The organism is Agromyces tardus (assembly GCF_003710805.1).
GTDB classification, from domain to species: Bacteria; Actinomycetota; Actinomycetes; order Actinomycetales; family Microbacteriaceae; genus Agromyces; species Agromyces tardus.
The window spans coordinates 1-20,739 of record NZ_RHHB01000063.1; the positions used below are offsets into that span (position 1 = coordinate 1).

Consider the following 20,739-nt stretch of genomic DNA (forward strand, 5'->3'; position numbering starts at 1 on the left):
CGGGCGGCGCGCGGCCCCATGGCGCGCCGCGGCATCCGTGGCCCCCGCGCCGGGCATGGCGCCGGGCGCGACCGGCGCGACGGCGCCACCCCTCGCGCGCGGATCCCTCGGGTAGGGTGTTGACCCGAGGCCGCCTCCGGGCGGCCGTCGGCATGCGCAACACGAGGGAGTGATGTGGGCACGGACGCACCGAGGACCACGCGGCACCGCGGGCTCAAGTTCCTCGTCGGGCTGCTCGTGACGGTGCTCGTGCTCGCCCTCGTGGGCGTGGGGCTCGGCTGGTGGACCGTGCAGCGGTCGTTCCCCACGACGAGCGGCAGCATCACGGTTCCGGGCGTCTCGGAACCCGTGACCGTCTACCGCGACGACGCCGGCGTGCCGCAGATCGTCGCCGAGACCGATCACGACCTGTTCTTCGCGCAGGGGTACGTGCACGCCCAGGACCGCTTCTGGGAGATGGACTTCCGCCGCCACGTCACGGCGGGCCGGCTCGCCGAGCTGTTCGGGCCCTCGCAGGTCGACACCGACGCCTTCGTGCGCACGCTGGACTGGCGGGGCATCGCACAGCAGGAGTACGACCAGCTCGACGACCGCACCCGCGCCGGATTCGACGCGTACGCCGACGGCGTCAACGCCTACCTCGCCGACCACCGGGGCGCCGACCTCTCGCTCGAGTACGCCGTGCTCGGCCTCCAGAACCCCGGATACTCCCCCGAGCCGTGGTCGGCGGTCGACTCGATCGCCTGGCTCAAGGCCATGGCCTGGGATTTGCGCTCGAACCTCGTGGAGGAGCTCGACCGCGCGATCCTCGGGACCGAGCTGCCGCCGGAGGAGGTCGCCCGGCTCTACCCGCAGTATCCCTTCGACGCGAAGCCCACGATCGTCGGCGGGCCCCCGCCCGCAGCCCCCGCCGCCGTCGGCACGGCGCCCATCGGCTCGTCACCGGGCGCCTCCGTCGCAAGTGGGGCGGATGCCGCGGCATCCGTCGTCGCGACCCCCGACGGCGCACGCGGCGCGCTGCGGGCCCTGCGCGCGACGCTCGACGACGTGCCCGACCTGCTCGGCCCCGAGGGCGGCGACCTCGGATCGAACTCGTGGGTCGTGGGCGGGGCCCTCACCGAGTCGGGCAGGCCCCTGCTCGCCAACGACCCGCATCTCGGGCCTGCGATGCCTTCCGTCTGGTACCAGGTGGGACTGCACTGCGCCACGGTCCGCGAGGGATGCGCCTACGACGTCGCGGGCTACAGCTTCTCCGGCCTCCCCGGCGTCATCATCGGCCACAACGACCGGATCGCGTGGGGCTTCACGAACCTCGGCCCCGACGTCGCCGATCTGTACTACGAACGGGTCGACGGGGACTCGTACGAGCTCGACGGGCAGATGGTGCCGCTCACGATCCGCGAGGAGGTCATCGAGGTGGCCGGCGGCGACCCCGTGACCCTCACGGTGCGTTCGACGGGCCGCGGACCCCTCGTCACCGACATCGGCGCGAACTTCGCCGCCGTCGCCGACGCCGGCGCCGCCGCGACCGGGTCGACGGGCGACCTCGAGCTGTCGCTGCAGTGGACCGCCCTCACGCCGGGGAGCACGGCGCAGGCGATCTTCGCGCTCGACCGCGCCCGCGACTGGAACGAGTTCCGTGCCGCGGCCGAGCTCTTCGACGTCCCCTCGCAGAACCTCGTGTACGCCGACGTCGACGGCAACATCGGCTACCAGGCTCCGGGCACGATCCCCGTGCGCAAGTCGGGCGACGGCACCGTGCCGCTGCCCGGCTGGACGAGCGGCAACGGGTGGGCGGGCGCCATCCCCTCTGCGGAGCTGCCGAGCGTGCTCAACCCCGCTCGCGGCTACATCGTCACCGCCAACAACGCCGTCGCCGACGGCGGCCCGATGCTCACCAAGGACTGGGACCTGGGCTACCGTGCCGACGGCATCGAGCGCCGGCTCGCCGACCTCATCGGCTCGGGCGAGAAGCTCACCGCCGACGACATGACGAGCATCCAGCTCGACACGCGCGACGCGAACGCCGAGGCGTTCCTGCCCGTCATCGCCGGACTCGAGCTCGACGGGGATGCCGCCCGCGGCCAGGAGCTGCTCGACGGCTGGAACGGCCACGCCGACGCCGACAGCGCACAGGCGGCCTACTTCGCCGTGTTCTGGCGCACGCTCCTCGCCACCATGTTCGGGTCGCTGCCCGAGTCGAGCCGCCCGGTCGGCGGCGACCGGTGGTTCTCGGTGGTCGGCACGCTCCTCGGCGAGCCCGACTCGGGCTGGTGGACCGACGAGGGGCAGGCGGGCGTCGCCGGTCGCGACGAGATGCTGCGGTACGCCCTCGCGACGGCGTGGAAGGAGACCTCCGACCGGCTCGGCGACAATCCCGACTCGTGGCGGTGGGGCCGCCTGCACACCCTCGAGCTCACGAACGCCTCGTTCGGCAAGTCGGGCATCGGGCCCATCGAGTGGCTGTTCAACCGCGGGCCCTTCGAGACGGGCGGCGGCTCGGCGATCGTGAACGCCATCGGGTGGGATGCGACGCTCGGCTACGAGGTGAACTGGGTCCCCTCGATGCGCATGGTCGTCGACCTCGGCGACGTCGACGCCTCGACCTGGGTGAACCTCACGGGCGCGTCGGGTCACGCGTTCCATCCCCACTACGACGACCAGGCCCGCCTCTGGCAGCGCGGCGAGACCCGTCCGTGGCTGTTCGGGATCACCGCGATCGCCGACGCGGCCGCCGACACGCTGCAGCTCCGTCCCGGCGGCTGAGCGCACGGGGCCGGGGCCGCGGTCCGCCGCTCCGCCGCTCCGCCCAGGGGCTGTGCACGGCGGCTGGGCAGCGCGGCTGTGCTCCGCCGCTCAGCGCAGCACGGAGCTCAGCAGCAGGCTCGTCTCGCTGTTGACCACGCCGTCGATCGAGCGGATGCGGCCGAGCACACGGTCGAACTCGCCGAGGGTCTCGGTGCGCAGCTCAGCCACGAGGTCCCATCCCCCGTTCGTCGTGTGCAGCGCGATCACCTCGGGGAATCCGCGGAGCCCGCGGATCACGTCGTCGGTGCTGCGCCCCTCGACCTCGATGAACGAGATCGCGTGGATCGTGAGGGGGTCGGCCTCGTCGCGGACGCGCACCGAGAACCCGATGATCGTGCCGGATGCCACGAGCCGATCGATCCGCCCGTTCACCGTCGCCCGCGCGACCCCGAGCCGGCGCGCGAGTTCGGCGACGGGGGCCCTGCCGTCCTCGCGGAGCGCGGCCAGCAGGCGTCGGTCGAGGTCGTCGAGTTGCTCCATGTGCAGATTGTACATTCGGAGCTCCCAGTTTGCTCATCTGGGTGACAGTCCGTGCGCATGCAGATCATTGCCGTTGCATATCGACGGGATCTACCCTTGGAACACCAACGCGAAAGGAACGTGATGACGAGCTTCGTCGACGTACGCAACATGGTCGGCTGGGTCGCCAGCACGGGGCCCGAGCGCATCATCTCGGGGATCATCGAGTACCTCGAGCAGGACTTCGCCCGCTGGGAGAGCTTCGACAAGACCCCCCGGGTCGCGAGCCACACCCCCTTCGGCGTGATCGAGCTCATGCCCACGAGCGACCACGAGTCCTACGCCTTCAAGTACGTCAACGGCCACCCCTCGAACCCGGCGCGCGGCTACCAGACCGTCACCGCCTTCGGCGTGCTCGCCGACGTGCACAACGGCTACCCCACGTTCCTCGCCGAGATGACCGTGCTCACCGCCCTGCGCACCGCCGCGACCTCGGCCTTCGTGGCGAAGCTCCTCGCCCGCCCCGACTCGACGGTCATGGCGATGGTCGGCACGGGCAGCCAGGCCGAGTTCCAGGCCCTCGCCTTCCGCACCGCGCTCGGCATCACCAAGCTGCGCGTCTACGACGTCGACCCCGACGCCATCGCGAAGTTCGTGCGCAACATGCTCCCGCTCGGCTTCGAGATCGAGGTGGCCGGCAACGCCGCCGAGGCGCTCGAGGGCGCCGACATCGTCACCACCTGCACGGCCGACAAGGCCCGCAACGCCGTCGTCGCCGACGAGTGGATCCGACCCGGCATGCACCTCAACGCCATCGGCGGCGACTGCCCCGGCAAGACCGAGCTCGACCCCGCCATCCTCGACCGCGCGAGCGTCTTCGTCGAGTACACGCCGCAGACGCGCATCGAGGGCGAGATCCAGGCGAAGGCCCCCGACTTCCCGGTCACCGAGCTCTGGGAGGTCGTCACGGGCCGCACGGCAGGACGCACGAGCCCCGATCAGATCACGCTGTTCGACTCGGTCGGCTTCGCCATCGAGGACTTCTCCGCCCTGCGCTACGCGCGCGACCAGGTGGCGGGCACCCACTTCGAGCAGCGCATCGACCTCGTCGCCAGCCCCGACGACCCGAAGGACCTCTTCGGCCTCGTCGGCGCGTTCTCGCCGGTGGGCTGAGCGGATGTCGGTCCAGTCGCCCTCCGCGGTCGTCATGGTTCGACCGCACCACTTCGCGCCCAACCCGCAGACGCTGGCCGACAACGGATTCCAGCCGAGCGCCGACGGGCTCGATCCCGCGTCGCTCGCGGCATCCGCCTTCGACGAGGTCTCGCGCGCGGCCGCCGCGCTCGAGGCGGCCGGCGTCACCGTGCACCTCTTCGAGGACGAGTCCGCGCACCGCCCCGACAGCGTCTTCCCCAACAACTGGATCTCGACGCACTCGGGCGGCCACATCGCCCTCTTCCCGATGTACACGCCGAACCGGCGCACCGAGCGACGCGGCGACATCGTCGAGCTCCTCAAGACGACCTACCGCGTGCAGGACGTCATCGACTACTCGGGCCTCGAGTACGACGACGTCTTCCTCGAGGGCACGGGGGCGATGGTGCTCGACCACGAGTACCGCATCGCCTACGCCGCGCGCTCGAACCGCGCCGACCCGGTGGCGCTCGAGCGGTTCTGCACCAACTTCGGCTACGAGCCGATGGTGTTCGACGCGGTCGACGGACGCGGCGTGCCCGTTTACCACACCAACGTCATCATGAGCATCGGCGCGGAGCTCGCCCTCGTGGCCGCCGACATGATCGTCTCGCCGGCCCGGCGCGCCGAGATCGTCGACCGGCTCGCCGGCCGCGGACGCCGCGAGGTCATCGCGCTCGCGAACGAGCAGATCGACGAGTTCTGCGGCAACGCCCTCGAGCTGCAGGGCGCCGACGGCCGCGTGCTCGCCCTCTCGCAGCGGGCGTTCGACGCCCTCACGGCCGAGCAGCGCTCCCGCATCGAACGCTCGGCGCGGCTGCTTCCGCTCGACGTGCCCACGATCGAGCTCGCGGGCGGCTCCGTGCGCTGCATGCTCGCCGGCATCCACCTCGACCCGCGTCCTGGACTCATCGACACCCGCGAGGGCGCGGCCGGCGACGCGCAGGCGCAGGCCGCCGCCACCGCCCCCATGGCGTAGTCGGCGGCCGCCGAACGCCCGAGGGGCCCGACCTGTGCGGTCGGGCCCCTCGGCGTTGCGGCTCCTCGCCTCAGGCGCTCGGGTGGCGTCGCTCCGGCGCACCCGTGTAGAGCTGCTGCGGGCGGCCGATCTTCGTCTGCGGGTCGAGGTTCATCTCGCGCCAGTGCGCGATCCAGCCGGGCAGGCGGCCGATCGCGAAGAGCACGGTGAACATGCGCGTGGGGAACCCCATCGCCTTGTAGATGACGCCCGTGTAGAAGTCGACGTTCGGGTAGAGGCGACGCTCCTTGAAGTAATCGTCCTCCAGCGCGATCTGCTCGAGCTCCTTCGCGAGGTCGAGCAGCGGGTCGTTGACCCCGAGGCTCTCGAGCACGGCGTCCGCGCTCTCCTTCACGATCTTCGCGCGCGGGTCGTAGTTCTTGTAGACGCGGTGCCCGAAGCCCATGAGCTTGACGCCGTCTTCCTTGTTCTTCACGCGCTCCACGAAGCGGCGGACGCCCTCGCCCGAGTCGCGGATGCGGCCGAGCATCTGCAGCACGGCCTCGTTCGCACCGCCGTGCAGCGGCCCCGAGAGCGCCTGGATGCCGGCCGAGATCGACGCGTAGAGGTTCGCACCCGTGGAGCCGACGAGGCGCACGGTCGAGGTCGACGCGTTCTGCTCGTGGTCCTCGTGGAGTATGAGCAGCCGGTCGAGCGCCTTGGCCAACGTGGGGTCGATCGAGTACGGCTCTGCCATGTTGCCGAAGTTCAGGCGCAGGAAGTTCTCGACGAAGTCGAGCGAGTTGTCGGGGTACAGGAAGGCCTGCCCGATGCTCTTCTTGTGCGCGTAGGCGGCGATGACCGGCAGCTTGGCGAGGAGGCGCACCGTGGTGAGCTCGACGTGGTCGAGGTCGTGCGGGTCGGAGCTGTCCTCGTAGTAGGTGGAGAGGGCCGCGACCGCGCTCGAGAGCACCGCCATCGGGTGCGCGGTGTGGGGCAGCGCCGAGAAGAATCGCTTGAGGTCTTCGTGCAGGAGCGTGTGACGGCGGATCTTCTCGTCGAACTCGCCCAGCTGGTCGGCGGTGGGCAGCTCGCCGTAGATGAGCAGCCACGCGACTTCGAGGTACGTCGAGTGCTCGGCCAGCTGCTCGATCGGATAGCCGCGATAGCGGAGGATGCCCTCTTCGCCGTCGATGTAGGTGATCTTCGACTGCGTCGACGCCGTGTTCACGAAGCCGTAGTCGAGCCCGGTGAGGCCGGTCTGCCGCGTGAGGGTCGAGAGGTCGATGCTCGACGCGCCCTGGACGGCGGGACGGATGGGGAACTCGGCGGTGGTGCCCGCGAAGCTCAGGGTCGCGGTCTGGGGATCGATCCCGGCCGCCTTCTTCACGACGTCGCCCACGGCGCCTCCTGTGATCGTCACGTCTGCGGTCACCTGCTTTCCGGCCCGTTCTCGCCGGTCGGCGTCAGCGGCCCGAATACAGCCTAGACGGGGTATCAGCACACTGTCGCATCCGATGACACATGGCCACCCGCCTTGTGGGAACCCACAATCGGGGCGTGCGGATGCCGCAAGCGGGCGTCAGCGGGCGTCAGCGGACGCCGGCGGTGCCCAGACGCTCGACCGCGGCATCGATCCGCTCATCGTGCGCGGTGAGCGAGAGGCGCACGTGCTCGGGGTAGTGCACGCCGTAGAAGTGGCCCGGACCGGCGAGGATGCCGAGGTCGGCGAGGCGTGCGATCGAGTCCCAGGCGTCGCGTCCCTCGGTCGCCCAGAGGTAGAGGCCCGCCTCGCTGTGGTCGATGCGGAACCCCGCCTGCTCGAGGGCCGCCTTGAGCCGATCGCGGCGCGAGCGGTACCGCTCCTTCTGCTCCGCGACGTGCGCGTCGTCGCGCAGCGCGGCCACCATCGCGGCCTGCAGCGGCGCGGGGAGCATGAGGCCCGCGTGCTTGCGCACGTTCGTGAGCCGCCCGATGACGGTGCGGCATCCAGCCACGAAGGCCGCCCGATAGCCCGCCATGTTCGACTGCTTCGACAGGGAGTAGATGACGAGCGTGTCGTGGCGATCGCCGTCGGTGACGGCGGGATCGAGGAGGCTCGGCGGCGTCTCGGTGGCCCAGCGGCCCTCCCATCCGAGCTCCGCGTAGCACTCGTCGCCCACGATGACGGCGCCGAGTTCGCGCGCCCGCTGCCGCGCGGCCCGGAGTTGCTCGATGGTGAGCACGCGACCGTCGGGGTTGCCCGGGCTGTTGAGCCAGACGAGGCGCGTGCCCTCGGGCCACTCGGCGGGATCGTCGGAGGCCATGGCGGTGGCGCCCACGAGCACCGCGCCCATCTCGTAGCTAGGGTACGCCGCCCTGGGGTGCACCACGATGTCGCCCTCGCCGAGGCCGAGCAGGAACGGCAGCAGTGCGACGAGCTCCTTGGATCCGATCGTGGGCAGCACGTGCGCCTCGGTGAGGCCGGTGACCCCGCGCCGGCGCTCGAACCACCGCACGATCTCCTCGCGGAGCTGCGGCGTGCCGACCGTGGTGGGATACGCGTGCGCGTCGGTGGACGCCGCGAGTGCCTCGCGCACGACCGCGGGCGTCGGGTCGACGGGCGAGCCGATCGACAGGTCGACGATCCCGCCCTCGTGTGCGGCCGCCCGGTCGCGGTACGGGGCCATGAGGTCCCACGGGTAGTCGGGCAGCTCGCCGCGCGCCATGTCGGCCGGCCGGCTCAGTGCGCCTGCGGCGGCAGGGCGGCGATGACCGGGTGGTCCTTGGCGATCACGCCGACCTTCGCGGCGCCGCCGGGCGAGCCGATGTCGTCGAAGAACTCGACGTTGGCCTTGTAGTAGTCGGCCCACTCGTCGGGCAGGTCGTCTTCGTAGTAGATCGCCTCGACCGGGCACACGGGCTCGCACGCACCGCAGTCGACGCACTCGTCGGGGTGGATGTAGAGCGAACGCTCCCCCTCGTAGATGCAGTCGACAGGGCACTCGTCGATGCAGGCGCGGTCTTTGACGTCGACACACGGCAGGGCGATGACGTAGGTCACGGTGGTTCGCTGTCCCTTCGGGAGCGGGTGGAGATTCCAGTCTAGGCGCGCTCGCGCCGACGTGACGGCAACGAGGGCCACGCGACGACCAATACCGCAATGAGCGCCGGGCCGACCGCCCAGATCGTGCCGATGACGCTGCCCGGGATGAGCACCGACCCGCCCGCGCCCGGGAGCGAGAGCACCGAGACCGTGACGATCACGCCCGCCGCGGCTGCGGCAGCGGCGAGCCGCCCGCCGCCCACGAGGCGCATGCCGAGCACGAGACCGGCGACCGCCAGGAGTGCGGCCGCGATCCCCCACGGCAGCACGAAGTCCCCGATCGCGAGCTGCTGGCGGTGCCCGACGGTGCCGACGGCGCCGATCAGCACGCCCATCGCGAACGCGAAGGCCAGGCCGCCGATCCGGGAGCCGAGCGAGACCGGCTCGCGCGCGGCATCCGTCACTGCGCCGCCTTGGTGACGGTGTAGGTGAGGGTGTCGCCGTCGGAGGCGAGGAGCACGACGTACTCGCTGTTCGAGTAGACGGCGGCGGCGCCGGCATCGCCCGCGGCCGCCTTGTCGGCGGCGAATCCGGCGGCCTCGAGCTCGGCGGATGCCGCGGCGACCGGGTCGGCCGCGGTGGGGGTGAGGATGACGAGCCACCCCTCGCCCTCGGGGGCGCCGCCCGAGAAGGTGACCGTGCCGTCGACGACGGGCACCTGGTCGGGGAAGTCGGCGGGAAGTCCGCCGTCGAGGTTGACGTCGCCGCCCGTGGCGCTCTCGACCGCGTCCTCGACGCCCTGGTTGACGAGGTCGCCGACGGGGTTCGCGGAGCATCCGGTGAAGATGAGGACGGCGGTCGCGGCGGCCGCGAGCGCGGCGGCGGCACGGCGGGGGATCGTGAGGGTCGGCATGCCCCGGAGTCTACCCGCGGCCGCCGTACGGTGCCCGTGGCGGGCGCCCGTTCGGCGCCATGGCGTAGCGTGGTCGAGGATGCGGCGCCGGCCGCGCGGGAGGAGCCGACGATGTCCGACGAGCAGCGCAGCACGACTCCGGATGCCGCGGCGCCGCCCGTGCGCGTCGAGCGCGAGGGCGTCGTGGCGATCGTCACGATCGACCGTCCGAAGGCGCTCAACGCGCTCGCCCCCGAGGTGCTCGGCGCACTCGCCGAGGCGTTCGAGGAGCTCGCGCAGGCCGGCGACGCGGTGCGCGGCGTGCTCGTGGTCGGCGCCGGCGGTCGCGCATTCGTGGCGGGCGCCGACATCCGCGCGCTCGCCCCGCTCACCCCCGAGGAGGGTGCCGCGACCGGCCGGCTCGGCCATCGCGTCGCCGCGCTCATCGAGTCGCTCTCCGCGCCCGTGATCGCGTGCGTCGACGGGTTCGCGCTCGGCGGCGGCCTGGAGCTCGCGCTCGCCTGCGACTTCATCTATGCGACGGATGCCTCGTGGTTCGGCCAGCCCGAGGTGCGCCTCGGGCTCATCCCCGGCTTCGGCGGCACGGTGCGACTGCCTCGAGCCGTCGGCCTCGCGCTCGCGAAGGAGCTCATCTACACCGGGCGGCGCATCGACGCGGCCACGGCGGAGGCGGCGGGCCTCGTCGCGCGCAGGTTCCCCGACCGCGAGTCGATGCTCGCCGGGGCGCGCGCGACGGTCGAGGAGATCGCGGCGAACGCGTGGACGGCGGTCGGCATCGCCAAGCGCGTGCTGGTCGCGGCATCCGGCACCCCGACCGCGACGGCCGTGGAACTCGAGGTCGCCGGATTCGAGGACGCGTTCCGGACCGACGACATGCGCGAGGGTGTCGCCGCGTTCCTCGAGAAGCGCGAGCCGGGGTTCCGCGGGCACTGACGCGCCGTGCTCGGCCCGCGCGGCATGGCCGGCGTCGAGCCGTGGCGTGGCGGCGTCAGGCCGTGACGTGCGCGTTCAGCCAGGCCAGGCCGTCGAAGCGAACACCGTCGGTTCCGTACATCTCGAAGTGCAGGTGCGGTCCGGTCGACTGGCCGGTCGAGCCGACCGCGCCGAGTTGCTGGCCGGCCGTGACGCGGTCGCCGACGGAGACCTGCATCGATCCGTCCAACATGTGCCCGTAGACGGTGGTGAGGAGCTCGCCGCCGATGTTGTGCTGCACCTCGACGTAGTTGCCGAGGCCCCCGCTGTCCGACGTCGCCGTGACGACGACGCCGTCGGCGATCGAGAGGATGGGGCTGCCGACACCGGGGAGGAAGTCGATGCCGTCGTGGAACGCCGAGCAGCCGGAGCACCCCGAGAGGCGCGGACCGAACACATCCGACATGCGCGAGTGGTCGACGACGGGCCAGACGATGGTGCCCGTCTCGATGATGGCCACCGAGCCCAGGCCCGCGACGCTCGACGTGATGGGCGGCGGCGCCGCCTCGACGTCCCACGACTCGGAGGCGACGGGCGCGACGGCCACGTCGGGCCCGACCTCGAGGGTCTGGCCCTCGAGCGAGCCGATCGTGTCGGCGGGGGCGTAGACGGAGGCGCGCGCCTCGGTGTCGGTGGCCGTGACCGCGAGGGCCGGCACGCTGGTCGCGAGCGCGATGCCGCCCGCGAACGTCATCGCGAGCACCGGCAGCGCCGCGCGGAGGATCGACCGCTTGCGTGCGGCCGGAGCGGTGCGGACGGTCACCGGTTCGGCGACGGACCGCGGACGGGGCTCGTACTGGGCCGCGGGCGCGGCGGCGCGACGGTATCGGGCCGGGGTTGCCGCGCGGCGGCGGCCATGCTGGGGGAAGGTCATAACTGCGTTGCGTAACTGTTCACTCGGGTTTCGGGCAAAGACTCCGCAACGCTATGCGACGGCGGCTGGGAGAACCCTCCGTTATGGAACCGTTATATTCATTTCATGAGTCTCCCTCACTTGGGAGGCGAGCCCCTCGCCGGGCGCCACGACGCCGACGGACGCCCCCGACGACGCGAGCGGATGCCGCAGGCATGCGCCCGCGGCATCCGCTCGTCGTGGTGTCGACCCGGTGTCAGCCCTGCTTCTTGGCCCGCGAGAGCGACCGCGCGCGCGCCGTCTGGTCGAGCTCGACCTTGCGGATGCGTACCTTCTCGGGAGTGACCTCGACGCACTCGTCCTCGCGCGCGAACTCGAGGCACTCCTCGAGCGTGAGCTGGCGCGACGGCGTCATCGACTCGAAGGTGTCGGCCGTGGACGAACGCATGTTCGTGAGCTTCTTCTCCTTCGTGATGTTCACGTCCATGTCGTCGTTGCGCGAGTTCTCGCCGATGACCATGCCCTCGTAGACCTCTTCGGTGGGGTTCACGAAGAAGGTCATGCGCTCCTGCAGGGCGATGATGGCGAACGGCGTGACGACGCCGGCGCGGTCGGCGACGATCGAGCCGTTGCTGCGCGTGACGATCGTGCCGGCCCACTCGTCGTAGCCGTGCGAGATCGCGTTGGCGATGCCCGTGCCGCGCGTGATCGTGAGGAACTCGGTACGGAAGCCGATGAGGCCGCGGCTCGGCACGATGAACTCCATGCGGACCCAGCCCGTGCCGTGGTTCGCCATGTTGTCCATGCGGCCCTTGCGGGCGGCGAGGAGCTGCGTGATGGCGCCGAGGTACTCCTCGGGGGCGTCGATCGTGAGGTGCTCGTACGGCTCGTGCAGCTTGCCGTCGATCGTCTTCGTGACCACCTGCGGCTTGCCCACGGTGAGCTCGAAGCCCTCGCGGCGCATCTGCTCGACGAGGATCGCGAGCGCGAGCTCGCCGCGGCCCTGCACCTCCCACGCGTCGGGGCGGCCGATGTCGAGCACTTTGAGCGAGACGTTGCCGACGAGCTCGCGGTCGAGGCGGTCCTTCACCATGCGGGCGGTGAGCTTGTGGCCCTTGACCTTGCCGACGATGGGCGAGGTGTTGGTGCCGATCGTCATCGAGATCGCGGGGTCGTCGACGTGGATCGCGGGCAGCGGCCGCACGTCCTCGGGGTCGGCGAGGGTCTCGCCGATCGTGATCTCCTCGATGCCGGCGACGGCGATGATGTCGCCGGGTCCCGCCTCCTCGGCTGGGAAGCGGTCGAGCGCCTTGGTCTTGAGCAGCTCGGTGATGCGCACGTTCGAGTGCGAGCCGTCGTGGCGCACCCAGGCGACCGTCTGGCCCTTCCTGATGCGCCCGTTGAAGACGCGGAGCAGCGCGAGCCGGCCGAGGAACGGCGACGCGTCGAGGTTCGTGACCCACGCCTGCAGCGGCGCCTCGTCGTCGTACGTCGGGGCGGGCACGTGCTGCAGGATCGCCTCGAACAGCGGCTCGAGGTCCTCCGAGTCCGGCAGCTGGCCGTTCTCGGGCTTGTGGTGCGACGCGCGGCCGGCCTTGCCCGACGCGTAGACGACGGGCACGTCGAGGATTGCGTCGAGGTCGAGGTCGGGCACGTCGTCGGCCATGTCGGACGCGAGGCCGAGCAGCAGGTCCTGGCTCTCGGCCACGACCTCGTCGATGCGCGCGTCGGGGCGGTCGGTCTTGTTGACGAGCAGGATGACGGGCAGGCGCGCTTCGAGCGCCTTGCGCAGCACGAAGCGGGTCTGCGGCAGCGGCCCTTCGGAGGCGTCGACGAGCAGCACGACGCCGTCGACCATCGACAGGCCTCGTTCGACCTCGCCGCCGAAGTCGGCGTGGCCGGGGGTGTCGATGACGTTGATGGTGACGGGGCCGGATGTCGCGTGCGCGCCGTCGTACTCGATGGCCGTGTTCTTCGCGAGGATCGTGATGCCCTTCTCGCGCTCGAGCTCGTTCGAGTCCATCGCCCGCTCGTCGACGTGCGCGTGGTCGGCGAACGAGTGGGTCTGCTTGAGCATCGCGTCGACGAGCGTCGTCTTGCCGTGGTCGACGTGGGCGACGATCGCGACGTTGCGCAGGTCGTTGCGGGTGGCCTTCGCCATGGGTGTGGTCCTCGCGGTGGGGCTGCCGATGCCGCGTGACGCGGGGCGCGTCGCGGCAGCGCGGGAGCGCTGGATTGGAGTCTGTGGGAGCGCGGAGGGCCGGGAATCGACGGCTCGCGCCCGAACAGCCTATCGCGTCGCGCCGATGACCGTTCTCAGGGAAGCGCCGGTGGGCGGCGGGAACGGCGAACGCCCGGTGCCCGTCGAGCGGGCACCGGGCGTTCGCAGGCTCGGTCGCTACGCGCCGAGCTCGATGTTCGCGCCGGGGATCGCCGCGAGCAGGTCCTTCGTGTACTGCTCCTTCGGGTTGTCGAACACCTCGTCGGTGGTCGCCGCCTCGACGATCTTGCCGCGCTGCATCACGCAGACGTGGTCTGCGATGACGCGCACGACCGCGAGGTCGTGCGTGATGAAGAGGTAGGTCAGCCCGAGCTCGCCCTGGAGGTCGGCGAGCAGGCGCAGGATCTGCGCCTGGACGAGCACGTCGAGTGCCGAGACCGCCTCGTCGAGCACGACGATCTCGGGCTTCAGCGCGAGCGCGCGCGCGATCGCCACGCGCTGGCGCTGACCGCCGGAGAGCTCGTTCGGGTAGCGACCCACGAGCGTGCGCGGCAGCGACACCTGGTCGAGCAGCTCGTAGGTGCGCGCCCGGCGCGACGCCTTCGTGCCGACCTTGTGCGTGTGCAGCGGCTCGGCGATCGTGTTGCCGATGTTGCGCAGCGGGTTGAGAGAGCCGTACGGGTCCTGGAACACGGGCTGCATGCGGCTGCGGAGTTCGAAGAGCTCCTTGCCGGTCACGGTCGCCAGGTCCCTGCCGCCGACGACCATCTTGCCGCTCGTGGCCTCCTCGAGCTTGAGCAGCATCTTCGCGACGGTGGACTTGCCGGAGCCCGACTCACCCACGAGCGCCATGGTGGTGCCCTTGGGGATCTGGAACGACACCTTGTCGACCGCCGTGAACTCTCCCGAGCCGCGGATCTTGAAGACCTTCGTCAGGTCTTCGACGATGATCGCGGGCGGGGCGGATGCCGCGGCCTCGATCGCCTCGGCACGTGCCTCGGCGGTCGCGATCAGGTCGATCGTCTCGCCGGCCGCGTGGGACGCGTCCTCCGAGATCGACGCCTCGGCCGCCGCGATGCCGCCCGACGACTGGATCCGACGCGAGGCGAGGCTCGGCGCTGCGGCGACCAGTCGCTGCGTGTACGGGTGCTGCGGGTTCTGGAGGATCTCCACCGACGGCCCGGACTCGACGACACGGCCCTTGTACATCACGACGAGCTGCTCGGCGCGCTCCGCGGCGAGGCCCAGGTCGTGCGTGATGAAGAGGAGCGTGGTGCCGAGCTCCCGCGTCAGCGACTCGAGGTGGTCGAGGATGACGCGCTGCACCGTGACGTCGAGCGCCGAGGTCGGCTCGTCGGCGATGAGGAGCTGCGGGTCTGCCGCGAGTCCCATGCCGATGAGCACGCGCTGGCGCATGCCGCCCGAGAACTGGTGCGGGAACTGCTTGAGGCGGCGCTCGGCGTCGCCGAGTCCCGCCTGCTTGAGCACCTCGATCGCGCGAGCCTTGACTTCCTTGCGCCCGGTGGCGATGCCGTTGGCCTTGATGGCCTCCTCGACCTGGAAGCCGATCGACCAGACCGGGTTGAGGTTCGACATCGGGTCCTGCGGCACGAAGCCGATCTTGCGACCGCGGATCGCCTCCATCTCCTTCTCGGAGGTCTTCGCGAGGTCCTGTCCGTCGAGCAGGATCTGGCCGCCGGTGATGTGGCCGGTGCCGGGGAGCAGGTTGATGATCGCGTGCGCGGTCGTCGACTTGCCCGAGCCGGACTCCCCCACGATGGCGAGGCTCTGCCCGCGGTAGAGGGTGATGTTCACGCCGTTCAGGGCCTTCACGAGGCCGTCCTGGGTGTTGAACCCGACCTCGAGGTCCTTGATCTCGAGGAGGGGCCGCTCGTCGCTGCTGACGATCGTCTGCTGCACGTCGGTTCCGTTCACGATCTCGGTCATCGCTGTGCCCTCGCCTTCGGGTCGAGCGCGTCGCGGGCGACCTCGCCGAGCATGATGAAGCTCAGCACGGTCACCGACAGCGCGATGGACGGCAGGATCAGCACCTGCGGGGCCGTGCTCAGGGTGACCTGGGCCTGGCTGATGTCATTGCCCCACGACATGGTGCTCGGCGGGAGGCCGACGCCGAGGAACGACAGCGTCGCCTCCGCGACGATCGCCGACGCGAGCGAGATCGTGGTGATCACGATGACGGGCGCGATCGAGTTCGGGAGCACGTGGCGCACCAGGATGCGGAAGCGCGAGACGCCGAGGGCGGTGGCCGCCATCACGAAGTCCGCGTTCCTCACCCTGAAGACCTCGGCTCTCAGCACGCGCGCCGTCGCCGGCCACGCGAAGATGCCGATCGCGAGTGAGATCACCCACACGTTCGCGTACTGCGAGAACACCGACATGATGACCACGGCGGCGAGGATGTAGGGGATCGAGAAGAAGATGTCGCCGAGACGCGAGAGCAGGCCGTCGACCCAGCCGCCGTAGAAGCCGGCCAGGGCGCCGAAGATGATGCCGAGCACCGCGACGAGGAACGTCACGATGAGGCCCACCGCGAGCGAGGTCGACGTCCCGTGGATGATCCGGGAGTAGATGTCGCAGCCCTGACGGGTGAAGCCGAGCGGGTGGCCCGTGGTCGGCGCGCCGTTGCTGTTCGACAGCTGGCAGTCGTTGTTCGGCGGCACCTGGGTGAACAGGTCGGGGAACAGCGCCACGATCACGATCAGCAGGATCAGCGCGGACGAGATCCAGAACATCGGCCGCTTGCGCACGTCGCGCCAGGCGTCGCGCCAGAGGTTCGAGGGCTTGCCCTCGGTGGTCACCGAGTCGATCGCGACGAGCGGGGTCTCTTCGAGGGGGGCGACGTAGTGCGCCTGGGTGGGTCTGGTGTTACTTGGCATAGCGGATCCTCGGGTCGAGAACGGCGTAGAGCAGATCCACCAGGAGGTTGACGAAGAGGTAGATCAGGACCATGACGGTGACGAACGAGACGACGGTGGCCGCCTCGTTGCGGATGATCGCCTGGTAGAGGGTGCGACCGACGCCGGGCACGTTGAAGATGCCCTCGGTGACGGTGGCGCCGACCATGAGCGTGCCGAAGTCGACGGCGAGATAGGTCACGACGGGGATCAGCGAGTTGCGCAGGATGTGCACGGGGACGATGCGGCGGCGCGACAGGCCCTTGCTCGCGGCAGTGCGAACGAAGTCCTGCGTGTCCGTCTCGATGACCGACGCCCTTGTCAGTCGGACGATCTGCGCGAAGCTGATCGTCGCCAGCACGATCGCCGGCAATATCAGGTCTTGTATCGGGGCGCCCGGGCCGGCCGTCGTGCGGAACCAGCCGAGCTGGATCGCGAAGACGTACTGCGCCACGAATGCGACCACGAACACCGGCAGCGAGATGAGGATCAGGCTGACGACGAGGAAGCTCGCGTCGAAGATGCCGCCCTTGCGCAGGCCCGAGATGAGGCCGATCGTGATGCCGAACACCATCTCGATGAAGATCGCCATGAGCGCGAGGCGCAGCGTGACGGGGAACGTCGTGGCGAGGATCTCGGAGACGGGCTGCCCCGAGAACGAGGTGCCGAAGTCACCCCGGAAGATGCCGCCGAGGAAGAGCAGGTACTGGACGATGAACGGCTGGTCCAAGTGGTACTGCTCGCGGACCGCCTCGAGCACCTGAGGCGGCGGGGTCTTGTCTCCGAAGAGCGCGACGACCGGGTCTCCGGGCATCGCGAAGACCATGAAGTAGATCAGGAAGGTGGTGCCGAGCAGTACAGGGATCGCCTGCAGGACCCGGCGCACGATATAGCCGGCCATTGATCAGGCCTCGCTGTTCGCGTTTGTTGACATGTTGAAGAAACCTCACCGTTGTGCGAGTCACCCACGATGCTACGCCGTCTCGCGCGCATCGTGGATACGTGGGAGTGGGGCGGCAGTCAGATCGACTGCCGCCCCACGGGCGAAGAGAGTCTAACCCTCGATCACCTCAGACGAGAATTACTTGCTCGCCGCCGCCTTCGTGATCTCGTAGTGGAGCGGCACGCCGTTCCATCCGAACTCCACGTTGTCGACGTTCTCGCCCCACGCGCCGTTGGCGGTCGCGTACCAGAGCGGGATCGCGGGCAGGTCCTCGAAGAGGATCTCCTGCGCCTGCTGGAACTTCTCGATTCCGGCCTGCACGTCGGTCTCGCCGAGGCCTTCCTTGATGAGGGCGTCGAACTCGGGGTTCGAGTAGTCACCGTCGTTCGAGCCGGCGCCGGTCACGTAGATCGGGCCGAGGAAGTTCGACAGCGACGGGTAGTCGCCCTGCCATCCGGTGCGGAACGCGGTCTGGATGGTGCGGTCGGTGATCGCCGTGCGGAACTCGGCGAACGTCGGGTACGGAGCACCCGAGGCGTCGATGCCGAGGTTGTTCTTCAGCTGGTTGGCGACTGCGTCGACCCAGCCCTGGTGGCCGCCGTCGGCGTTGTAGCCGATCTGGAACGAGCCGCTCCACGGGCTGATGGCGTCGGCCTCTGCCCACAGTTCCTTCGCCTTGTCGGCGTCGAAGTCGAGCACGTCGGAGCCGGGGATGTCCTCCGAGTAGCCGTCGATGACGGGCGACGTGAAGTCGTGCGCCGGAGTACGGGTACCCGAGAAGATCACGTCGGTGACCTCCTGGCGGTCGATCGCGTGCGAGATCGCGGCGCGGCGGAGCTTGCCCTCCTCGCCACCGAAGTGCGCGAGGCGGTCGGGGATGACGAACGACTGGAACACCGCGACGGCCTGGTTGACCGAACGGCCCTCGAAGTCGGTCTCGTAGGTGCCGAGCGCGCTGTCGGGGATGGCGTCGATGACATCGAGGTTGCCACCCTGGAGGTCGGCGTACGCCGCGTCCTGGGTCGCGTAGAAGATGATGTCGAGGCCACCGTTGACCGCCTGGCGCGGGCCCTGGTAGTCCTCGTTCTTCACGAGGTCGATGCGCTCGTTGTGCTTCCAGGCACCCTCGCCGTCGAGCATGTACGGGCCGTTGCCGATCGGGTTCTCACCGAAGGCGGCGAGGTCGTCCCATGCCGCGGCGGGCACCGGGAAGAACGCCGAGTAGCCGAGGCGCAGCGGGAAGTCCGACTCGGGCTGCTTGAGCTTCACCGTGAAGGTGAGGTCGTCGACGACCTTGAGGCCGGACAGCTCGGGCACGTTCTCGTCGTAGCTGAAGCCCTCGATGGAGTCGAAGAAGTAGCTCGAGAGCTGTGCGTTGTCGAGTGCGGCGCCGTAGTTCCACGCCTTGACGAACGACTCGGCGTCGACCGGGTCACCGTTGGTGAACTTCTGGTCGGCCTTGATCTTGATGGTGTAGTTCTGCGCGTCGTCGGTCTCGATCGACTCGGCCATGTCGTTGACCGGAGCACCCTTGGCGTCGTAGTAGATCAGACCCGCGAAGATGGAGTCGAGGATCTTGCCGCCACCGGTCTCGTTGGTGTTGGTCGGGATCAGCGGGTTCTGGGGCTCAGAACCGTTGGTGGTGATGATCGCAGTGGCATCACCCTCGGGTGCAGCGGGCTCGCTGCTCGTCGCGCAGCCGGAGAGCGCGAGGGCGCCGGCGGCAGCAAGAGCAATGGCTGCGACGCCGATTCTCTTGATCTTCAATGTTCCTCCTGTGAGATGAGCGCACGCAGCACGAATTGTGATCGGGCAGGGCACTGGTAGGTGAGTCGAGACTATAAGCGGCGTGGGACGATACAAACTCAACGGGCAAACCGTTACCGACGCGAAATCAACTGTGAGTTCGCCCCGCAAAAGGGGGCGGAACCGCGCACGATTGTTGCGCATTTCGGCACCATGTGAGGATTATCGAATGTCACCTGCTCGTTTGCGCATTGAGGTCGCGATCGTCCTCGCGTTGTCCCTCGGCGCGTCCGCGGTGTACTCGATCGTGTCGATCATCGCCCGGGTGACCGACGAGACACCCCTGGCGGAGCAGTCGGCCGCCCTCAACCCGTCGCGGGCGACGCGCGAGTGGCTCGACTTCACCTACCAGTTCCTCGGCGTCGTCTTCGGCGTCGCCGTCGTCGCACTCGCGCTCTACCTCCTGTGGCAGCCCGGACGCAGCCCGTTCCGCCGCATCGGCCTCGATCTCACGCGACCGGGGCGGGACGCGGCATCCGGCCTGCTGCTCGCCGCGGTGATCGGCGTGCCGGGTCTCGCGCTCTACGCTGCGGGGCGCGCCTTCGGCTTCACGGTGGCGGTGGTGCCGCAGCCGCTCGACACCTACTGGTGGACGATCCCGATCCTCGTGCTCGCCGCCCTGAAGGCGGCGCTCGTCGAGGAGGTGATCGTGGTGGGCTACCTCTTCACGCGGCTGCGCGAACTCGGCGTGGGGCCGTGGGCAACCATCGTCTCGAGCGCGCTCCTGCGCGGCACGTACCACCTGTACCAGGGCTTCGGCGCCTTCGCCGGCAACGCCCTCATGGGCATCGTCTTCGGGTGGGTCTACACGAGGTGGGGCCGCACGATGCCGCTCGTCATCGCGCACTGGATCCTCGACATCGTGTCCTTCGTGGCCTACCCGCTCGCCGTCTCGTGGTGGCCGGGGCTCTTCGCCCCGCCCGCGGGCTGAGTCCGGCGAGACGGATGCCGCGGCCTCGGCGCCGACGGCACGTGCTCGCCGCCCGCGAGCGCCACGACCGTGGCGGGCATGGGCGGCAGCGCCTCCTCGGGCGGCTCGACGCGCAGGTCGGAGTCGGCGGAGCGCACCCGCGCGCCGTCCATCCAGCTGGCGCGACTCGGCGTGCAGACGGAGGAGAACGACTCGGCGCCGCCGTAGAAGCCGCCGCGCGTCATGTCGCTGAACGAGTCCGCGCGGCGCAGTGCGTCGGCCAGGGCGGGATTCCGGCGGTCGAGCAGGCCCGCACGCTGCTCCAGGCCCAACCCGCGTGAGCCGGCCAGCGTGCAGCCGACCAGGACGCCGACGAACGCGACGGTTGCGAATGCGGCGACGAGATCCATCGAGATCATGCGCACCCCCTAGTGCGAGAGATCCTCAGTGTACTCCCGGGGTCCGTCATCGGGTCCACCCTGATCCGCCTCGTCGGCTCCCCCGCGAGCATGGTGGCATGTCGGCCGCATGGGCCGCAGGACAGGGGAGCGCAACCATGGACCTCGCACACGCATTCGCCGCCGGACAGCTCTCGGCGCGCACCACCGACCGCCGCTTCCGGACCGACGAGGCCGAGGTGCGCGCAGCCGAGCGCCGCGTCGCCGAGCGGCGGGCGGCCGTCGTCGCGTCGCGCAGCCGCGAGCTGACCGAGCGCGGCCGTCACGTCGCGCCGCCCCGGCCGGTCAGCGCCTGAGCGGGCCG

General features: G+C 70.2%; 19 protein-coding genes. 6 read left to right on the forward strand and 13 right to left on the reverse strand.

The window, feature by feature from the left end; translation table 11 throughout:
- The first annotated feature begins 174 nt into the window (after positions 1-174).
- Entirely contained in the window at positions 175-2,766 is a 2,592-nt protein-coding gene (locus EDM22_RS17775; RefSeq protein WP_122938424.1) for a penicillin acylase family protein, read from the forward strand.
- A gap of 90 nt (positions 2,767-2,856) precedes the next feature.
- On the opposite strand, the gene EDM22_RS17780 is transcribed toward EDM22_RS17775, so the two are convergent.
- Positions 2,857-3,288: an Lrp/AsnC family transcriptional regulator gene (locus tag EDM22_RS17780; RefSeq protein ID WP_122938425.1), complete on the reverse strand. Its 432-nt coding sequence runs from the start codon at positions 3,286-3,288 to the stop codon at positions 2,857-2,859.
- Positions 3,289-3,411: 123 nt separating this feature from the next.
- Between EDM22_RS17780 and EDM22_RS17785 the strand changes: the two genes are divergently transcribed.
- Together EDM22_RS17785 and ctlX are read left to right on the forward strand one after the other, a co-directional pair.
- On the forward strand, positions 3,412-4,440 hold the full coding sequence (locus EDM22_RS17785) for an ornithine cyclodeaminase (protein ID WP_122938426.1): 1,029 nt from the start codon (positions 3,412-3,414) through the stop codon (positions 4,438-4,440).
- A gap of 4 nt (positions 4,441-4,444) precedes the next feature.
- The gene (gene ctlX / locus EDM22_RS17790) at positions 4,445-5,440 is read left to right on the forward strand and encodes a citrulline utilization hydrolase CtlX (RefSeq protein WP_122938427.1); all 996 of its coding nucleotides are present in this window, start codon (positions 4,445-4,447) and stop codon (positions 5,438-5,440) included.
- A gap of 70 nt (positions 5,441-5,510) precedes the next feature.
- Here ctlX and EDM22_RS17795 read toward each other — a convergent pair whose 3' ends face one another.
- The 5 genes from EDM22_RS17795 to EDM22_RS17815 all read right to left on the reverse strand — a co-directional run bounded on the left by EDM22_RS17795 (position 5,511) and on the right by EDM22_RS17815 (position 9,357).
- The gene (locus EDM22_RS17795) at positions 5,511-6,809 is read right to left on the reverse strand and encodes a citrate synthase (protein WP_122938441.1); all 1,299 of its coding nucleotides are present in this window, start codon (positions 6,807-6,809) and stop codon (positions 5,511-5,513) included.
- A 202-nt stretch (positions 6,810-7,011) separates the two neighbouring features.
- Positions 7,012-8,127 carry a succinyldiaminopimelate transaminase gene (dapC, locus tag EDM22_RS17800; RefSeq protein WP_122938428.1) on the reverse strand — a complete coding sequence of 372 codons (1,116 nt, stop codon included), beginning with the start codon at positions 8,125-8,127 and terminating at the stop codon, positions 7,012-7,014.
- Positions 8,128-8,141: 14 nt separating this feature from the next.
- Positions 8,142-8,462: a ferredoxin gene (gene fdxA / locus EDM22_RS17805; protein ID WP_122938429.1), complete on the reverse strand. Its 321-nt coding sequence runs from the start codon at positions 8,460-8,462 to the stop codon at positions 8,142-8,144.
- Between the two features lie 41 nt (positions 8,463-8,503).
- Positions 8,504-8,908, reverse strand: coding sequence for a hypothetical protein (locus EDM22_RS17810; RefSeq protein WP_122938430.1), 405 nt, complete (start codon positions 8,906-8,908; stop codon positions 8,504-8,506).
- Positions 8,905-9,357, reverse strand: coding sequence for a hypothetical protein (locus tag EDM22_RS17815; protein WP_122938431.1), 453 nt, complete (start codon positions 9,355-9,357; stop codon positions 8,905-8,907). The genes EDM22_RS17810 and EDM22_RS17815 overlap by 4 nt, the downstream gene beginning before the upstream one ends.
- Positions 9,358-9,468: 111 nt before the next feature.
- Between EDM22_RS17815 and EDM22_RS17820 the strand changes: the two genes are divergently transcribed.
- On the forward strand, positions 9,469-10,290 hold the full coding sequence (locus tag EDM22_RS17820; RefSeq protein WP_122938442.1) for an enoyl-CoA hydratase/isomerase family protein: 822 nt from the start codon (positions 9,469-9,471) through the stop codon (positions 10,288-10,290).
- A gap of 55 nt (positions 10,291-10,345) precedes the next feature.
- Here EDM22_RS17820 and EDM22_RS17825 read toward each other — a convergent pair whose 3' ends face one another.
- The 6 genes from EDM22_RS17825 to EDM22_RS17850 all read right to left on the reverse strand — a co-directional run bounded on the left by EDM22_RS17825 (position 10,346) and on the right by EDM22_RS17850 (position 19,028).
- On the reverse strand, positions 10,346-11,092 hold the full coding sequence (locus EDM22_RS17825; RefSeq protein WP_122938432.1) for a M23 family metallopeptidase: 747 nt from the start codon (positions 11,090-11,092) through the stop codon (positions 10,346-10,348).
- A 346-nt stretch (positions 11,093-11,438) separates the two neighbouring features.
- Entirely contained in the window at positions 11,439-13,343 is a 1,905-nt protein-coding gene (gene typA / locus EDM22_RS17830; RefSeq protein ID WP_122938433.1) for a translational GTPase TypA, read from the reverse strand.
- Between the two features lie 237 nt (positions 13,344-13,580).
- The gene (locus tag EDM22_RS17835) at positions 13,581-15,350 is read right to left on the reverse strand and encodes a dipeptide ABC transporter ATP-binding protein (RefSeq protein WP_122938434.1); all 1,770 of its coding nucleotides are present in this window, start codon (positions 15,348-15,350) and stop codon (positions 13,581-13,583) included.
- Entirely contained in the window at positions 15,347-16,300 is a 954-nt protein-coding gene (locus EDM22_RS17840; RefSeq protein ID WP_122938435.1) for an ABC transporter permease, read from the reverse strand. Before EDM22_RS17840 ends, EDM22_RS17835 begins: the two co-directional genes overlap by 4 nt.
- Entirely contained in the window at positions 16,290-17,219 is a 930-nt protein-coding gene (locus EDM22_RS17845) for an ABC transporter permease (RefSeq protein ID WP_122938436.1), read from the reverse strand. Before EDM22_RS17845 ends, EDM22_RS17840 begins: the two co-directional genes overlap by 11 nt.
- Before the next feature lie 180 nt (positions 17,220-17,399).
- Complete coding sequence (locus EDM22_RS17850; protein WP_122938437.1) at positions 17,400-19,028, reverse strand: peptide ABC transporter substrate-binding protein; 1,629 nt, start codon at positions 19,026-19,028, stop codon at positions 17,400-17,402.
- 208 nt (positions 19,029-19,236) lie between these two features.
- Between EDM22_RS17850 and EDM22_RS17855 the strand changes: the two genes are divergently transcribed.
- Positions 19,237-19,998, forward strand: a complete 762-nt coding sequence (locus tag EDM22_RS17855; RefSeq protein ID WP_122938438.1) for a CPBP family intramembrane glutamic endopeptidase — start codon at positions 19,237-19,239, stop codon at positions 19,996-19,998.
- Here the strand turns inward: EDM22_RS17855 and EDM22_RS17860 are convergent.
- Complete coding sequence (locus EDM22_RS17860) at positions 19,944-20,396, reverse strand: hypothetical protein (protein ID WP_122938439.1); 453 nt, start codon at positions 20,394-20,396, stop codon at positions 19,944-19,946. The genes EDM22_RS17855 and EDM22_RS17860 overlap by 55 nt on opposite strands.
- A 137-nt stretch (positions 20,397-20,533) precedes the next feature.
- Here EDM22_RS17860 and EDM22_RS17865 point away from each other — a divergent pair, with 137 nt between their 5' ends.
- Positions 20,534-20,731, forward strand: a complete 198-nt coding sequence (locus EDM22_RS17865) for a hypothetical protein (protein ID WP_122938440.1) — start codon at positions 20,534-20,536, stop codon at positions 20,729-20,731.
- The last annotated feature ends 8 nt before the right edge of the window (positions 20,732-20,739 follow it).

What these genes read in the sequence shown, in the direction of transcription:
- EDM22_RS17860 (WP_122938439.1), bottom strand. Translation starts at nt 20,396, where the DNA reads ATGATCTCGATGGATCTCGTCGCCGCATTCGCAACCGTCGCGTTCGTC.
- typA (WP_122938433.1), bottom strand. Translation starts at nt 13,343, where the DNA reads ATGGCGAAGGCCACCCGCAACGACCTGCGCAACGTCGCGATCGTCGCC.
- EDM22_RS17865 (WP_122938440.1), top strand. Translation starts at nt 20,534, where the DNA reads ATGGACCTCGCACACGCATTCGCCGCCGGACAGCTCTCGGCGCGCACC.
- EDM22_RS17820 (WP_122938442.1), top strand. Translation starts at nt 9,469, where the DNA reads ATGTCCGACGAGCAGCGCAGCACGACTCCGGATGCCGCGGCGCCGCCC.
- EDM22_RS17845 (WP_122938436.1), bottom strand. Translation starts at nt 17,219, where the DNA reads ATGGCCGGCTATATCGTGCGCCGGGTCCTGCAGGCGATCCCTGTACTG.
- ctlX (WP_122938427.1), top strand. Translation starts at nt 4,445, where the DNA reads ATGTCGGTCCAGTCGCCCTCCGCGGTCGTCATGGTTCGACCGCACCAC.
- EDM22_RS17815 (WP_122938431.1), bottom strand. Translation starts at nt 9,357, where the DNA reads ATGCCGACCCTCACGATCCCCCGCCGTGCCGCCGCCGCGCTCGCGGCC.
- dapC (WP_122938428.1), bottom strand. Translation starts at nt 8,127, where the DNA reads ATGGCGCGCGGCGAGCTGCCCGACTACCCGTGGGACCTCATGGCCCCG.
- EDM22_RS17840 (WP_122938435.1), bottom strand. Translation starts at nt 16,300, where the DNA reads ATGCCAAGTAACACCAGACCCACCCAGGCGCACTACGTCGCCCCCCTC.
- EDM22_RS17855 (WP_122938438.1), top strand. Translation starts at nt 19,237, where the DNA reads ATGTCACCTGCTCGTTTGCGCATTGAGGTCGCGATCGTCCTCGCGTTG.
- EDM22_RS17785 (WP_122938426.1), top strand. Translation starts at nt 3,412, where the DNA reads ATGACGAGCTTCGTCGACGTACGCAACATGGTCGGCTGGGTCGCCAGC.
- EDM22_RS17835 (WP_122938434.1), bottom strand. Translation starts at nt 15,350, where the DNA reads ATGACCGAGATCGTGAACGGAACCGACGTGCAGCAGACGATCGTCAGC.
- EDM22_RS17780 (WP_122938425.1), bottom strand. Translation starts at nt 3,288, where the DNA reads ATGGAGCAACTCGACGACCTCGACCGACGCCTGCTGGCCGCGCTCCGC.